This is a genomic window from Actinoallomurus acaciae (genome assembly GCF_042429965.1).
In the GTDB taxonomy this organism is placed as follows: Bacteria; Actinomycetota; Actinomycetes; order Streptosporangiales; family Streptosporangiaceae; genus Actinoallomurus; species Actinoallomurus acaciae.
Map to the genome: position 1 here is coordinate 1 of NZ_JBHLZP010000192.1, position 14385 is coordinate 14385.

Here is a 14385-nt window from a genome sequence, read left to right on the forward strand (position 1 = left end):
GCGGTCCGGGCGCCCGCGCAACCGGTGCGCCGCCCGTACGCGCCGGACGTGCGTCACCGCCTGCGGCGCGAACGTCATCGCGACGACGACCGCGACACCCATCTCGTACAGGGCGCCGGGGACGGACTTCAGCAGCCGGCTCGGGCTCGCCAGGGCGCTCGCCGCGCCCAGGCAGACGAGGACGGCGGCGAGACGCAGCCCATCCCGCAGCCCGGCCCGCAGGCCGTCCGTGGTCACCGGACCGCCGATCCGGGTGCCGGCCATCCAGTCCGGGAGCCGCACCGACGGCAGCGTGAACAGGACCGGGCCCGGCGCGGGCGCGGCGAACACCACCCAGAAGACGACGCGCACGATCACGACCACCACCCCGAGGCGGAAGAAGACCGCGTACGAGCCCGCCCAGGAGTCGCCGGTGCGCCGGACCGCCACGACCAGTCCGGTGGCGGCCATGACCAGGAGCAGGAGCAGGGGGCTCGTCGTGCGCGTGGCGGCGGCGGCCAGGCCGAGGGCCCACAGCCACCAGGCGCCGGGGTGCAGCGGCCGAGATCCCCTCACCGTCGGCTCACCGCGGCATCCGGAGCAGGCCCGGTCGCTCGTCCGGGACGTCGGATGGGCCACCCCGGCGTGGCCCCGAACACACAATGGCGATTTCCGCCCCGGAGCAGGCGGCGGTGTCGGGGCTCCGGACCTCTTACGCCGAGACCGACCGCTGTTCGACCGGGCTGAGATGCGACCCGGACCTGGCATTCAGGCGGCCGGCGACCTTCACCCGGCCGGCGTTGCGCAGGCGGAAGGGCCGCCTGTACCCGGAGAGAATCGCCTCGGTCGGGCCGGCGACGGTCGCGCGGGAGCGGCGCGGACGGTGGTACGCCGTGGAAGGCCCCGAACAGGCCCGGCCCACCGGCGCGACGTCCGGTGCGGACCCGGGCGTCAAGGACCTCGCGATCACCCCTGGCGACGAGAAGCGAGCCGGCGCTCGCCGCCCGGCCAGGCGGCAGCGGAACCAGCGGCGCACGGCCCGTGCACGATGCGGGTCCGGCAGCGGGGCCGAGGCGAGGGCGAAGGCGCCCCGCGCGCACCGCGACTCGCACGCGGACCTCCCGTACGAGACCGGGACTCGGTCGGTCCGTGAGGTCATCGAAGGTTCGGCTGTGTGGTGCGTGGGTGTCCGGTGGTTTGCCGGAGTCGTCTTCGGCTGTGGTGGGGGTGGGTTTCGTGGCTGGTCGCAGCGTGAGTCTGGGACTCGGTCGGTCCGCGATCTCATCGAAGGCCCGGCTGTGTGGTGCGTGGTTTGTGTCCGGTGGCTTGCCGAAGTTGTCTTCGGCCGTGGTGGGGGCGGGTTCCGTCGCCGATCGCAGCACGTGTCCGGGACTCGGTCGGTCCGCGATCTCATCGAAGGTTCGGCTGTGTGGTGCGTGGGTGTCCGGTGGTTTGCCGAAGTTGTCTTCGGTTGTGGTGGGGGTGGGTTTCGTGGTTGGTCGCAGCGCGGATCTGGGACCCGGTCGGTCCGTGAGGTCATCGAAGGCCCGGCCGTGTGGTGCGTGGTCTGTGTCCGGCGGCCCGCCGGAGTCGTCTCCGGCCGTGGCCGGGGCGGGTTCCGCCGTCGGCGGGAGCACAAGGTGGCCGAACACGGTCGTCGGCTGATCGTGATCGACCGACGGTCCAGTGCCATGGCCTGCTCGACATGTGGGCAGCTGCTCGTCGAGGTTTCCACCCGGGCATGGCGTCGCGCCCCGCACGACAGGGACGTCGGCACTGCCACGACCATCATGGCGGGCCTTGCCGGGGCGGCCGGTGGAGGTGGCGTCGGACGCCTGGGGTCCCCTCGGGTGCAGAGCGGGAAACCCCGAGAGCCGGGACTCCCGTCCTTCGGGGCGGGGAGTGGTCAAAGTCGGGCGCGGCGACGTACCGCCATCATGCTGCCGCCCGCGGCGAGGACGAGGAGCGCGCCGATGATGACCGACACCGCCGTGGAGCCGGCGCTCTTCTTTCCGGCCGGCGCGGCCGTCGTGCTCGGCGAGGAGGAGGGTGCGGCCGCGGCGCACGTGCCGAAGGCGTCGATGGCGCAGATGAGGCCGGACTTGTCCGCTTGTGGCCGCGCCACCTTCGTCAGGACGTCGGAGCCGGTGGCGTTCTTCGGCACCGACGCGCACGAGGTCTTGGCGGCGGGCGGGGTGGCTCCGGCCGGCGCGTCGGCGGACTCGCCGTAGTCGATGACGACGGCGACCCGCTTGGCGCCCGCCTGCTTCGGGGTGGAGCCGCAGATCTCGCCGAAGTCGGCGGCGCCGCGCGGCGGTGTGCCCGACTCCCCGCTCGACCTGGCGAACCGCCAGCCCTCGACGGCGCCGTCCTTGGGGTGGGTGGACGCCGGGCCGGTCTGGGCGAACGCCCATTTGGAGCCGTCGGCCTGCCAGTAGCCCCAGAAGGCGGTGGTGCCCGCCGACGCGGGGGCGGCGAGCGCCCCGACGAGGCCGAGCACGAGTGCCAGGACGAACCCCGGTGCCGCGAGGACGCGGAGACGAGCCGTGAGCATGGGCGCCTTTCGGATGGGTGTGGTGCCGGAGGGGACGGGCGCACCACGAGCCGCACGCGCCCGGACTCTCACCCGCAGACCACGACGGATTCTCGGAGCCGCTCGCGCCGGCGCGAGCGTCCGGCTCGCCGTGCGGGCGGGGCCCGTACGGCACACGGTTGCGGGTCAGCGCCGGATTCGGACCGGCTTTCCCCACGTCGGCGCATGTGCTGCTGCCGATGAGTTGACCACGGCCGCCGAGACCTCGTCAAAACGGCCCACACCGGTAATCTGGCGATCCGTGAGCCAACCCCCTGGCGGCCCGCCCCCCGAGGGCCCCGAGCCGCGGGACGACATGCCGTACGGCCCGCCGTACGGCCCGCCGTACGGTTCGCCACCCGGCCCGCCGTACGGCCCTTCGCCGTACGGGTACGGCCCGCCGCCCGCACGGCGCGGCCGTCGCGGCCTGGTCGTCGGCCTCATCGCCGGGTTCGTCGTCCTGCTGGTGTGCGTGACCGTCACGGTGTTCCTGCTGCGCCGCGACGACGGGGGCGGCAAGCCGGTGGCGCTCCCGCCGGGCGTGACCGTCACGACGGCGGGCGACGGCACCGTGACCATGGTCAAGAGCGGAGCCGGGGGCAAGGTGGTGGACGTCTATGAGGACTTCCAGTGCCCGGCCTGCAAGGAGTTCCACCGGGTCAACGACGCGACGCTGAAGAACCTGGCGGGCGAGGGCCGGGCCAAGGTCGTCTACCACCCCATCGTGCTCTTCAGCGGGGAACCTCTGGCGGGCAACTCCACGAGGGCCGCCACGGCCGCGCGCTGCGTCACCGACGGGGACCGCTGGCTGGCCTTCCAGGACCAGTTGTTCGCCCACCAGCCGGCCGAGGGAAGCACCGGCTTCGCCGTCGCGGACCTCGTGTCGTACGGAACGGCGGCCGGGGTGACCGGCTCGGACTTCGCCTCCTGCGTGCGGACCCAGCGGTACGCCGCCCAGGTGCGGCAGGTGAGCCAGGCCGCGCTCACCCGCGGCGGTATCGTCGGCACGCCGACGGTGAAGGTGAACGGTGTGGCCCTGTCGACTGATGAGACGATGTCCGCCGAAGGCCTGCGCAAGGCGGTCGTCGGGGCCGGATGAGGAAATCCATGCGCGGAGGTGGCAGGAGAGTCATGCCCTGGAGCTGGCGGTACGAGAAGGCGGACGGGTCACCGATCGACGCGCCCGACCTCGGTGACGAGACGTGGACCACGCAGGCCGACGCCGAGTCGTGGGTCGGGGAGAACTGGCGGAGCCTGGTGGAGTCCGGCGTCGACCAGGTGAGCCTGCTGGAGGACGGCCGCGTCGTCTACGGCCCGATGAGCCTGCACCCGCCGGAGGGCTGACCCCGGCGGAGGGCTGACCCCGGCGGCGGGCCGCCGAGGGAAGCGACCGCGCGTCGCCGTCGTCCCAGGTCAAGGGGCTGGAACGGGTTCAGTGCCGCCCGATATGCACGTAATGTGACTTTGTGTCCACACCGCTCTCGCGGAGGTACCGGTGGGACCGGCGCCGTCTCGGGGAAGGCGCGCCCGCCGGCCCGCGAGGACGCAGCGGGGGCCGCTTCGCCCTCGCGGTGTTCGTGCGCGTCCTCATCACCGGCGCCGCGTACGCCGCGGCCGCCGAGGCGGGGCTCCAGCTGGCGGCGCCGCACGGCCACATCTTCTCGCTGTGGCTGCCGATCGGCGTCGCCGTCGTCGCCCTGCTGCTGTTCGGCCCGTGGACGGCGCCGGGGATCGCCCTCGCCGCCTTCGCCGTGAACCTGCCGCTCGGGCCCTCCGTGCCGGCCGTCGCGCTGATCGCCGCGGGCAACACCCTCGCCCCGCTCTGCGCGTACCTGCTGCTGCGGCGGAGCGCGTTCCACCTGGAGCTGGACCGGCTGCGCGACGCGGTGGCCCTGATCTTCCTCGCCGCCTTCGGCGGCATGCTGGTCAGCGCGACCGTCGGCAGCACGGCGTTGCTGGTGGGCGGCGCGACGACGCCCGGAGAGTACTGGCAGAGCTGGTCGGCGTGGTGGATCGGCGACGCGATGGGCGTCCTCGTGGGAGTCCCGTTCCTGCTGGTCCTGTGGAAGCCGCGTCTGCGGGCCGTCGGTACGGCCCGGTGGCTCGAGCTGGCGATGGTGTTCGCCGTCACGGCCGGGGTGGCGACAGCCGTGACGTCGGCCCCGTACGCCCTGCTGTTCCTGATGTTCCCGCCGCTGATCTGGGCCGCACTGCGCTTCGGGCACACCGGCGCCGCGCCCTGCGTGGTGATCGTCGCGATGGCGGCGACCGTCGCGGCGGCGAACGGCTACGGGCCGTTCACGTTCTATGGGCCGCTCGGCCGGCTGTTCATCCTGCAGGCGTTCAACTGCGCCACCGCGGTGACCGCGCTGCTGCTCGCCGCGATGGTGAGCGAGCGTGACAACGCCCGGCAGGAGATCGACCGGGTGGCCGCCGACCTGACCCGGATGACCGACGACCTCGAACACGGTCAGCGCAATCTCAAGGGCATGGTCCTGGACCTCGTGCGCGCGCAGCGGCCGCCCGGGGAGCGGGACCGCCGGCCGCCGGCGTGACCGAGGCCACGCCGGCGGCCCGGGTCACGGGCGGCGCGGCGGGCTGATCGTCTTGGCCGGGTCGCGCTCGATGACCGGCTCCAGGATCTCGTCGATGCGCCCGAGCAGCTCCGGGGCCAGCCGTACGCCGGCCGCGCGCACGTTGTCGCGCACCTGCTCGGGCCGGGTCGCGCCGATGATGGCGGAGGAGACGTTGGGATTCTGCAGCACCCAGGCCAGCGCGAGCTGGGCCATCGACAGGCCCGCCTCCTCGGCGACCGGCCGCAGCTGCTGCACCCGGGTCAGGACCTCGTCGCGCAGGACGCGCTTGATCACGGACGCGCCGCCCTCCGGGTCGGTCGCGCGTGAGCCCGCGGGCGGTGCCTGGCCGGGCACGTACTTGCCGGTCAGCACGCCCTGGGCGAGCGGGGAGAAGACGACCTGCCCGATCCCCTCGCGTTCGGACAGAGGCACGACCTCGGACTCGATGACGCGCCACAGCATGCTGTACTGCGGCTGGTTGGACACGATCCGGTCCAGGCCCATCTCGTCGGCGATCTTCAGCGCCCGGGAGATCTCCTCGGCGCGCCACTCCGACACTCCGATGTAGAGGACCTTGCCCTGGCGTACGAGGTCGTCGAAGACCCGCAGGGTCTCCTCGAGCGGCGTCTCGTGGTCGAACCGGTGCGCCTGGTAGAGGTCGATGTAGTCGGTCCCCAGACGGCGCAGGGAGCCGTGGACCGACTCGAAGACGTGCTTGCGTGACAGGCCGCGGTCGTTCTGGCCGGGACCGGTGGGCCAGAACACCTTGGTGAAGATCTCCAGCGACTCGCGGCGCTGTCCCTTGAGCGCGCGGCCGAGCACCTCTTCGGCCCGCGTGCCGGCGTAGACGTCGGCGGTGTCGAACGTCGTGATCCCCTCATCGAGGGCGGCGTCCACGCACGCGGCGGCGGCCTCCTCCTCGATCTGCGAACCGTGGGTGATCCAGTTTCCGTAGGCGAGCTCACTGACCTTGAGGCCGCTGCGGCCGAGATGACGAAACTCCATGTTCTGGAACACTAACCCGGCCGTCCGCAGGCCACCCGCCGGGACCGGGAAGGCTCAGACCTCGGCCTTCTGCCCCGGCTTGAGACGCGCCTGCGGCATCCGCAGCCGGCGGATCTGCATCGCCCGCGTGACCGCGTAGATGCCGACGCCCTGGGTGCTCTCGTCGGGGAAGCGCTCGCGCGCGAGCCTCTTCACCCGGCTCGAGATGAGGACGGACTCGACGATGATCACGGCGAGGATCACCGGCAGCCCGAAGGTCTGCAGGTAGATGCGTACGGCCAGCGGCGCCACCATCGACAGCACGACGATGAGGATCGTGAGGTACATGAAGAACTCGCCGAATGTGCGCCGGGAGTCGACGTAATCGCGGGCGAGCTTCCGTACCGGGCCTTTGTCGCGTCGGGGGAGATAACGCTCGTCTCCGCGGGCGATGCCCGCACGGATCTGCTTGGCGTCGCCGGGGCGACGCGTGCGTTGGTCGCGCTCGCGGCGAAGGGCCTCCCGGCGGGTCCGCGGAGCCGTTATCGGCTGGCGGTTGCGTTTTTCGGCATCGCGGCGTTTGGGGGTGGGCCGGCCCTTGCCCACCGTCTTGGTGGTCTTGTCGGCCTCGGGGGCCTGGGGCGGCTCTTCGGTGGCGGTCTCGGTACGGCGTCGGAACACGCAGATCAGCCTACCGGCGCCGGGACGCGAACATAATGACTGTCTTGGTCGTTAACGCGTAGGGTGGTGGCTAACCCCAGCAGCGTTTGCAGAGGCACCAGCACGAAGGGACCGGCCACGCGCGATGAGCGTGATGAAACGAATGTCGATGATCTTCAAGTCCAAGGCCAACAAGGCGCTGGACAAAATGGAAGATCCTCGCGAGACCCTTGACTATTCGTACCAGCGCCAGCTTGAGATGCTCCAGAAGGTACGCCGCGGCGTGGCCGACGTGGCCACCTCCCGCAAGCGGCTCGAACTGCAGATCAACCAGCTGGAGCAGCAGCAGGCCAAGCTCACCGACCAGGGCCGCAAGGCCCTCCAGGTGGGCCGTGAGGACCTCGCACGCGAGGCGCTGACCCGCCGAGGCGGCCTGGACAGCCAGCTGGGCGACCTGCGGGCCCAGTACCAGCAGCTCCAGGGCGAGGAGGAGAAGCTCACGCTCGCCTCCCAGCGGCTGCAGGCCAAGGTCGACTCCTTCCGCACGCGCAAGGAGACCATCAAGGCCACTTACACGGCGGCCGAGGCGCAGACCAAGATCAACGAGGCGTTCTCCGGCATCTCCGAGGAGATGGGCGACGTCGGCCTCGCGATCCAGCGCGCCGAGGAGAAGACCGAGAACATGAAGGCGCGCGCCGGCGCCATCGACGAGCTGCTCGCCTCGGGCGCCCTGGAGGACTACTCCGGTCCGCGCGACGACATCCAGGCCGAGCTCGACCGCATGGGCTCGGGCCCGGGCGTCGACCTCGAGCTGGAGCAGATGAAGGCCGAGCTGGGCATGGCGCCCGCGCCCAAGCAGCTCGACGCCGCCCAGGGACAGCAGCAGGGGCAGCAGGCTCCGCAGGCTCAGCCGCACCAGGCGCCGCAGCAGCCGCGGGAGGGCCAGTGATCGTCCGGATCATGGGCGAGGGGCAGGTCGACGTCGCCGACGGCGACCTGACCGCTCTCAACACGCTCGACGGCGAGCTAGAGGCGGCGATCGAGTCGGGCGACGAGGAGAAGTTCCGCGGGGCGCTGCACGCCCTGCTGGAACAGGTCCGCACGGTGGGCAAGACGCTGCCGGCCGAGGAGATCGCCCCGTCGGGCCTGATCCTGCCGCCGGCCGACGCCACGATGGACGAGGTCCGGGCGATGCTGGGTGATGAGGGACTCATCCCCGACTGACCTGGCACCTATTGCGCCGCTCCGGCGTTAGTACGAGATGAATGCAGGTCGGGGGTAGGTGGGAGGAGCACGATGGCGCGTTCTCGTTTCGAACCGGACCGGGGACTCACGGCGCGCATGCTGGTGACGATGTTCCTGCTGGGGCTGCTTTACGTCGCCTTCGTCGGATTCTTCATCGTGTTCGTCCCCCGCCTGTGGGTGCTGGTCCTGGTCATCGCGGTGGGTTTCCTGCTGGTCCAGTACTTCTTCTCGGACAAGCTCGCCCTGTTCGCCATGCACGGGCGGGTGGTCTCCGAACAGGAGGCGCCGGAGCTGCACGGGGTCATCGACCGCATCTGCGCGATGTCCGACATGCCGAAGCCGCGGGTGGCGGTGGCCGACACGGACGTGCCGAACGCCTTCGCCACCGGGCGCAACCAGGACAACGCGGTCGTCTGCGTCACGACGGGGCTGCTCCGCCGGCTCGAGACCACCGAGCTGGAGGGGGTGCTCGCGCACGAGCTCGCCCACGTCGCCCACCGTGACGTCGCCGTGATGACGATCGCGTCGTTCCTGGGCATCCTGGCCGGCCTGCTCACGCGGTTCGGCCTCCAGTGGGGCCTGTGGGGCGGCTTCAACGACCGCAACCGCAACAGCAACGACCAGAGCACCGCGATGGTGCTCCTGGTCGTCATCGGGGTCAGCGCGGCCGTCTACGCGATCAGTTTCCTGCTCACCCGGGCGCTGTCGCGCTACCGCGAGCTGTCCGCCGACCGGTCGGCGGCGGAGCTGACGGGCCGCCCGTCGGCGCTGGCCAGCGCGCTGACGAAGGTGACCGGCGACATGGCCCGCATCCCGACGAAGGATCTGCGCGCGGCCGAGCCGTTCAACGCCTTCTACTTCGCACCGGCGTTCTCGAAGGGGTTCAGCATCTCCTCGCTCTTCTCCACGCACCCGTCGCTCGAAAAGCGCCTCGAGCAGCTCGCGAAGATCTCGACCCAGCTCGGCCGGGGCGTGTGACGTGGGTTTCCTCGACACCCTGCTCGGGCGCTCCAAGCCGAAGAAGCCCGACCTCGACCGGCTGTTCGCGCTGCCCACGGCCGCGATCACGCTGGAGGCCGCGGCCGGGCTCACGCCCACCGGGGTCGGCTCGGTCTGCTTCCGCGCCGCCGAGGGCGCGGCGTTCGCCCAGATCGAGAAGGACGTGCGCGAGCTGCTCGACTCCGCCGAGGGGCCCAAGGTCGAGCTGAGCACCGACTCGTACGGCTACACCTGGCTCGTGAGCCGGCACGACCCCACCGACCTCGTGGGGCTCGTCACCGACATCCACGCCGTCAACTCCTCCCTGGAGTCCGGCGGGTTCGGCCCGCAGCTGCTGTGCTCGGTCGTGGCCTTCGCGACCCCGGACGGCCGCCGCACGGGCCTGGTCTACCTCTACAAGCGGGGCACGTTCTACCCGTTCGCGCCGACGTCGGGGGAGCGGCGCGACAACGCCCTGGAGCTCCAGGTCCGCGGCGCGGTCGGCGCCGACCTGCCGGTGGAGGACGACCTGAGCCGCTGGTTCCCGGTCTGGGGCGCCCCCGGTCTGTGAGCAGACCGCCTCAACGGCGTCGTTAACCCTCGCTGTAGGCTTCGGCCGACTGTGGCGGGAAGACGAGCGGTGAAGCCTCAACCGGGGGATGCAGCATGAAGCGCCTGCGGCCCGTCGATCTGGCGCGGGAGCACGGCCTGTCCCCGCAGGCCGTACGGAACTACGAGGAGGCGGGCATCCTCCCCACGGCGGAGCGCACGCCCACCGGTTACCGGATCTACACGCCCCTGCACGCCCAGGCCCTGCGCGCCTTCACCGCCCTCGTGCCGGGTCACGGCCACCAGACCGCCACGGCGATCATGGCGGCCGTCAACGAGGGACGGGCGGCGGACGCGCTCACGCTGGTCGACGAGAGCCACGTCCGGCTACTGGAGGACCGGCGGACGCTGTCGGCGGTCGAGGCGGCCCTCCGGGATCTGACGGCCGCCCCGGAGCCGCCCGGCGGGATGTACGGCGGCCGTGCGGGCGCCGAGACGGTCCTCCACCGTGACCGTACGGGAGGCGGCGAGACGTCCGTGGGGCCGCTGGCGCGGCGGCTCGGGCTCCGGCCGGCGACGCTCCGCAAGTGGGAACGCGCCGGCCTGGTCCGCCCGCGGCGCGACCCGAGGACCGGCTACCGCGTCTACACCGACGCGGACGTACGGGACGCCCGGCTGGCCCACCAGCTACGGCGGGGCGGCTACCTGCTGCGGCAGATCGCTCCGCTCCTGGACCGCGTCCGCGAGGCCGGCGGTGTGGAACCCCTGCGGGCGACCCTGGACGAATGGCACGGCCGGCTCGACGCGCGCGGCCGCGCCCTGCTGGCGGGCGCGGCCGAGCTCGACACCTATCTGCGCCAGCGTGAGCCGGCCGCGTCGTAGCCGGTCAGGGGAGTGCGAGCATCCGGTCGAGGGCGGCTCGGGCGTAGTGCGCGGTCTCGGCCTCCACCGTGATCTGGTTGACGACCTCCCCGCGCGCCAGCGACTCCAGCGACCAGACCAGGTGCGGCAGGTCGATGCGGTTCATGGTCGAGCAGAAGCAGACGGTCCGGTCCAGGAACACGACGGTCTTGTCCGGGTGGCGGCCGGCCAGGCGCTTGACGAGGTTCAGCTCGGTGCCGACCGCCCAGGCCGTACCGGCCGGGGCCTCCTCGATGGTGCGGATGATGTACTCCGTCGAGCCGATCAGGTCGGCGGCCTGGACGACCTCGTGGCGGCATTCGGGGTGGACCAGCACGTTGACGCCGGGAATGCGGGCGCGCACCTCGTCCACCGAGCCGAGGCTGAACCGGCCGTGCACCGAGCAGTGCCCCCGCCAGAGGATCATCGTCGCGTCGCGCAGCTCGGTGGTCGACAGGCCGCCGTCCGGCCGGTTCGGGCTGTAGACGACGCAGTCGTCCAGTGACAGGTCCATCTCCAGGACGGCCGTGTTGCGGCCGAGGTGCTGGTCGGGCAGGAACAGCACCTTCGAGCCCCTGGCGAAGGCCCACTCCAGCGCCCGCCGGGCGTTGGAGGACGTGCACACCACGCCCCCGTGCCGGCCGACGAAGGCCTTGATGTCGGCGGAGGAGTTCATGTACGTGATCGGCACCACGTCGTCGGCGATCCCGGCGTCCTCCAGGACCTCCCAGCACTCCTCGACCTGGTCGTAGGTCGCCATGTCGGCCATCGAGCAGCCGGCGGCCAGGTCGGGCAGGACCACCTGCTGGTCGGCCGAGGTGAGGATGTCGGCCGACTCGGCCATGAAGTGGACGCCGCAGAAGACGATGTAGGGGGCCTGGGGCCGCGCCGCGGCCTCCTGGGCGAGCTTGAACGAGTCGCCGGTCACGTCGGCGAACTGGATGACCTCGTCCCGCTGGTAGTGGTGGCCCAGCACGAAGAGCCGGTCGCCGAGGGCCGCCTTGGCGGCGCGGGCGCGCTCCACCAGGGCCGGGTCCGAAGCGGGCGGGAGCTCACCGGGGCAGGAGACCCCGCGTTCGCTGGCCGGGTCCGCCCCCTGTCCGAGAATCAGCAGGCTGCTGCCGGTGGTCACTTGGGGGTACCTCCTCCAACACGACTTATCGTCGGTTTGACGATACTGCACGATTGGGTGGTATGGGCGACTCAGGCCCCGTCTGTAGCGATATGCGGCCAGGAACACAGTGGTGGACTTGGGGAATGGCCGGGGGCAGCGGGTACGTTGTGGAGGAGGGAAAGCCAACAGCGACGGTCGTCACGGGACGGCCGAGCCAACCGGGAGTTCGCACATGACGGTTTCAGCCGACACCTCCACGCAGAATGGCGTCATCCTCAGCGACGCCGCGGCGGAGAAGGCCAAGAGCCTGCTTGAGCAGCAGGGCGAGGAAGGCCTCGCGCTGCGTGTGCAGGTCCAGCCCGGCGGCTGCTCGGGCCTGATCTACCAGCTCTACTTCGACGACCGTGAGGTGGACGGCGACCTGGTCCAGGACTTCAACGGGCTGAGCGTCCGTGTCGACCGGATGAGCGTTCCGTACCTCTCGGGCGCGAAGATCGACTTCGTCGACACGATCGAGAAGCAGGGCTTCACGATCGACAACCCCAACGCCGGCGGTTCCTGCGCCTGCGGCGACTCGTTCCACTAAGCGTTCGTCGCTTCGCCGGATCATGTGCCCGTGTTCCCCGGGATCGCCCGGGGACGCGGGCATTCGGCATGTCAGGCCGCTGAGAGGCAGTACTCTTGCCGGGTTTTGACCACAGGCTTCGAGACGACCTCGCGCCAATGACGGGGTCGCCGATCGACCGAGGAGTTCGACGTCGTGCGCATCGCTGTTGCCGGATCCATCGCCACCGACCATCTGATGACGTTCCCAGGACGGTTCGCCGACCAGTTGATCCCCGATCAGCTGCACACGGTGTCCCTGTCCTTCCTGGTGGACGCGCTGGACATCCGGCGGGGAGGCGTCGCCGCCAACATCTGCTACGGGATGGGGTGTCTCGGCCAGAACCCGATCCTCGTCGGCGCCGTCGGTGACGACTTCGCCGACTACCGCTCCTGGCTCGACCGGCACGGCGTCGACACCTCCTCGGTGTACGTCTCCCAGCTCCACCACACGGCGCGGTTCCTGTGCACCACCGACGAGGACCACAACCAGATCGCCTCGTTCTACGCGGGCGCGATGAGCGAGGCCCGCGAGATCGAGCTGCAGCCCGTCGTCGACCGCGTCGGAGGCCTGGACCTGGTCCTCATCGGCGCCGACGATCCCGAGGGCATGCTCCGGCACACCGAGGAGTGCCGCACCCGCGGCATCCCGTTCGCCGCCGACCCGTCTCAGCAGCTGGCCCGCATGAACGACGTGCAGGAGCTGATCGACGGCGCCGCGTACCTGTTCACCAACGAGTACGAGAAGTCGCTCTGCGAGCAGAAGACCGGCTGGTCGGACGAGGAGGTGCTGGAGCGCGTCGGCGTGCGGGTGACCACCCTCGGCCCCAAGGGCGTGCGGATCGACCGCATCGGCGAGCCCTCCCTGCACGTGGACGCCGCCCCGGAGGTCCGCAAGGTCGAGCCGACCGGTGTGGGCGACGCCTTCCGCGCCGGCTTCCTCACCGCGCTCTCCTGGGAACTGTCCCTCGAACGCGCCGCGCAGATGGGCAACCTGCTCGCCGCGCACGCGCTGGAGGTCGCCGGGCCGCAGGAGTACACCCTGCACCGCCAGCAGTTCGTCGACCGCTTCGCCGACGCGTACGGCCGCGAGGCCGCGGACGAGATCGCCGGACGCGTCCTGAGCTGACCGCGCCCGCGCCGCGTACGCCGGGGCGGCCCCAGCCGGGTCGCCCCCCGCGGTCGCGTCAGTAGGTGCGGCGCACGTGGAAGGCCCAGCCGCGGGGGAGGGTCTCCTCCCAGACGAAGTCCTGCGACTTCATCCGGCACCACGCCGGGACGTCCGTGCGGGCCGCCACGTCGTCGGCCTTCACCGCGATGATCTCGCCGACCGGCACCTCGCCGATGCGCTCGGCGAGCATGATGATCGGGATGGGGCACTTGCGGCCCAGCGCGTCGATGGTGACCAGCGCCCGCGGGCCGGTGTTCACCGGGGGTGCCTCCGGGGGTGGCGTCTCCCGGACGGCGCGGCGGCGCTTCAGGGCCATATGCCGATCTCCTCGCTCACGAGTCCTCCTTCGCCGGAGGAGTGACCAGGCGTTCGTGTTCTTTGATCCGCTCGCTCAGTCGTCCGGTCAACCCGTCACCCCGCTCGTCTGGCGGAGCCTGTGCACGGCCCCCGGAAGGACCGCGAGAAAACGGTCGACATCGGCCGCTCTCGTCCCGCGGGAGAGCGATACCCGGACATTTCCATGAGTAATCACTCCCATCGCCTCCAGAACATGGCTCGGCCGGAGAGTATCCGCCGTGCAGGAACTACCGGACGAAACCTCGAACCCCAGCCGGTCGAGCTCGGTCAGCAGCGCCTCGCCCTCCACGTACAGGCACGAGAATGTGACCAGGTGGGGGAGGCGCTCGACCGGATGACCGATGACCTCGACGTCGTCGACCAGCCGGGGCGCGCGCTCGCGGATCAGGTCGACCAGCGCCGAGAGGCGGGGGCCGTCCCGTTCCATCTCCGCACCGTACGCCTCCAGAGCCGCCGCCGCTGCCACGATCCCTGGAACGTTCTCAAATCCCGGGACGCGGCGGCTCTCCCGCTCGTCCTCGGGCAGTGGCGATCTCCAGCGGGTGTTCTTGCGGACGACCAGAACCCCCACGCCCGGCGGGCCGCCCCACTTGTGCGCCGAGGCCGTCAGCAGCGACCAGCCGCCCGGGATCGGTGCCCGGCCGGCCGACTGGGCCGCGTCGACCAGCAGCGGCACCCGGGCCGCGCGGCACGCCTC

Annotated in this window: 16 protein-coding genes and 1 pseudogene; 10 read left to right on the forward strand and 7 right to left on the reverse strand. The window is 71.4% G+C overall.

Features of this window, described 5'->3' with window-relative positions; genetic code table 11:
• Positions 1–555 (reverse strand): annotated as a pseudogene (locus ACFFNX_RS24290) (energy-coupling factor transporter transmembrane protein EcfT); the annotation flags it as partial.
• Positions 556–1885: 1330 nt separating this feature from the next.
• Positions 1886–2533 (reverse strand): SCO2322 family protein, encoded by a 648-nt coding sequence (locus tag ACFFNX_RS24295; RefSeq protein ID WP_378206547.1) that lies wholly within the window; start codon positions 2531–2533, stop codon positions 1886–1888.
• 280 nt (positions 2534–2813) lie between these two features.
• Here ACFFNX_RS24295 and ACFFNX_RS24300 point away from each other — a divergent pair, with 280 nt between their 5' ends.
• The 3 genes from ACFFNX_RS24300 to ACFFNX_RS24310 all read left to right on the forward strand — a co-directional run bounded on the left by ACFFNX_RS24300 (position 2814) and on the right by ACFFNX_RS24310 (position 5106).
• Positions 2814–3650 carry a DsbA family protein gene (locus ACFFNX_RS24300; RefSeq protein WP_378206550.1) on the forward strand — a complete coding sequence of 279 codons (837 nt, stop codon included), beginning with the start codon at positions 2814–2816 and terminating at the stop codon, positions 3648–3650.
• Positions 3651–3682: 32 nt separating this feature from the next.
• Positions 3683–3895: a hypothetical protein gene (locus ACFFNX_RS24305; protein ID WP_378206553.1), complete on the forward strand. Its 213-nt coding sequence runs from the start codon at positions 3683–3685 to the stop codon at positions 3893–3895.
• 122 nt (positions 3896–4017) lie between these two features.
• Positions 4018–5106 carry an MASE1 domain-containing protein gene (locus ACFFNX_RS24310; protein ID WP_378206555.1) on the forward strand — a complete coding sequence of 363 codons (1089 nt, stop codon included), beginning with the start codon at positions 4018–4020 and terminating at the stop codon, positions 5104–5106.
• Between the two features lie 24 nt (positions 5107–5130).
• On the opposite strand, the gene ACFFNX_RS24315 is transcribed toward ACFFNX_RS24310, so the two are convergent.
• Both ACFFNX_RS24315 and ACFFNX_RS24320 read right to left on the reverse strand, forming a co-directional pair.
• The gene (locus ACFFNX_RS24315) at positions 5131–6132 is read right to left on the reverse strand and encodes an aldo/keto reductase family protein (RefSeq protein WP_378206558.1); all 1002 of its coding nucleotides are present in this window, start codon (positions 6130–6132) and stop codon (positions 5131–5133) included.
• A 54-nt stretch (positions 6133–6186) separates the two neighbouring features.
• On the reverse strand, positions 6187–6792 hold the full coding sequence (locus ACFFNX_RS24320; protein WP_378206561.1) for a DUF3043 domain-containing protein: 606 nt from the start codon (positions 6790–6792) through the stop codon (positions 6187–6189).
• A 124-nt stretch (positions 6793–6916) separates the two neighbouring features.
• Between ACFFNX_RS24320 and ACFFNX_RS24325 the strand changes: the two genes are divergently transcribed.
• The 5 genes from ACFFNX_RS24325 to ACFFNX_RS24345 all read left to right on the forward strand — a co-directional run bounded on the left by ACFFNX_RS24325 (position 6917) and on the right by ACFFNX_RS24345 (position 10425).
• Positions 6917–7720, forward strand: a complete 804-nt coding sequence (locus ACFFNX_RS24325) for a PspA/IM30 family protein (RefSeq protein WP_378206564.1) — start codon at positions 6917–6919, stop codon at positions 7718–7720.
• Complete coding sequence (gene pspAA / locus ACFFNX_RS24330) at positions 7717–7995, forward strand: PspA-associated protein PspAA (protein WP_378206567.1); 279 nt, start codon at positions 7717–7719, stop codon at positions 7993–7995. The genes ACFFNX_RS24325 and pspAA overlap by 4 nt, the downstream gene beginning before the upstream one ends.
• A gap of 72 nt (positions 7996–8067) precedes the next feature.
• Positions 8068–8994: a zinc metalloprotease HtpX gene (gene htpX / locus ACFFNX_RS24335; protein WP_378206570.1), complete on the forward strand. Its 927-nt coding sequence runs from the start codon at positions 8068–8070 to the stop codon at positions 8992–8994.
• Position 8995: 1 nt separating this feature from the next.
• Complete coding sequence (gene pspAB, locus ACFFNX_RS24340) at positions 8996–9565, forward strand: PspA-associated protein PspAB (protein WP_378206573.1); 570 nt, start codon at positions 8996–8998, stop codon at positions 9563–9565.
• A 95-nt stretch (positions 9566–9660) separates the two neighbouring features.
• Positions 9661–10425 carry a TioE family transcriptional regulator gene (locus ACFFNX_RS24345; RefSeq protein ID WP_378206576.1) on the forward strand — a complete coding sequence of 255 codons (765 nt, stop codon included), beginning with the start codon at positions 9661–9663 and terminating at the stop codon, positions 10423–10425.
• Positions 10426–10429: 4 nt separating this feature from the next.
• Here the strand turns inward: ACFFNX_RS24345 and nadA are convergent, their stop codons facing one another.
• Positions 10430–11575 carry a quinolinate synthase NadA gene (gene nadA, locus ACFFNX_RS24350; protein ID WP_378206579.1) on the reverse strand — a complete coding sequence of 382 codons (1146 nt, stop codon included), beginning with the start codon at positions 11573–11575 and terminating at the stop codon, positions 10430–10432.
• Between the two features lie 214 nt (positions 11576–11789).
• Between nadA and ACFFNX_RS24355 the strand changes: the two genes are divergently transcribed.
• Both ACFFNX_RS24355 and ACFFNX_RS24360 read left to right on the forward strand, forming a co-directional pair.
• A complete protein-coding gene (locus tag ACFFNX_RS24355) occupies positions 11790–12143 on the forward strand; it encodes a HesB/IscA family protein (RefSeq protein ID WP_378206582.1) in 354 nt (117 codons plus the stop codon).
• Positions 12144–12317: 174 nt separating this feature from the next.
• Positions 12318–13289 (forward strand): carbohydrate kinase family protein, encoded by a 972-nt coding sequence (locus tag ACFFNX_RS24360; RefSeq protein WP_378206585.1) that lies wholly within the window; start codon positions 12318–12320, stop codon positions 13287–13289.
• Between the two features lie 58 nt (positions 13290–13347).
• Here ACFFNX_RS24360 and ACFFNX_RS24365 read toward each other — a convergent pair whose 3' ends face one another.
• Complete coding sequence (locus ACFFNX_RS24365; RefSeq protein WP_378206587.1) at positions 13348–13647, reverse strand: sulfurtransferase TusA family protein; 300 nt, start codon at positions 13645–13647, stop codon at positions 13348–13350.
• Positions 13648–13734: 87 nt separating this feature from the next.
• Positions 13735–14385 (reverse strand): cysteine desulfurase family protein (locus ACFFNX_RS24370; protein ID WP_378206590.1); only part of this gene is annotated, 651 nt, incomplete at its 5' end.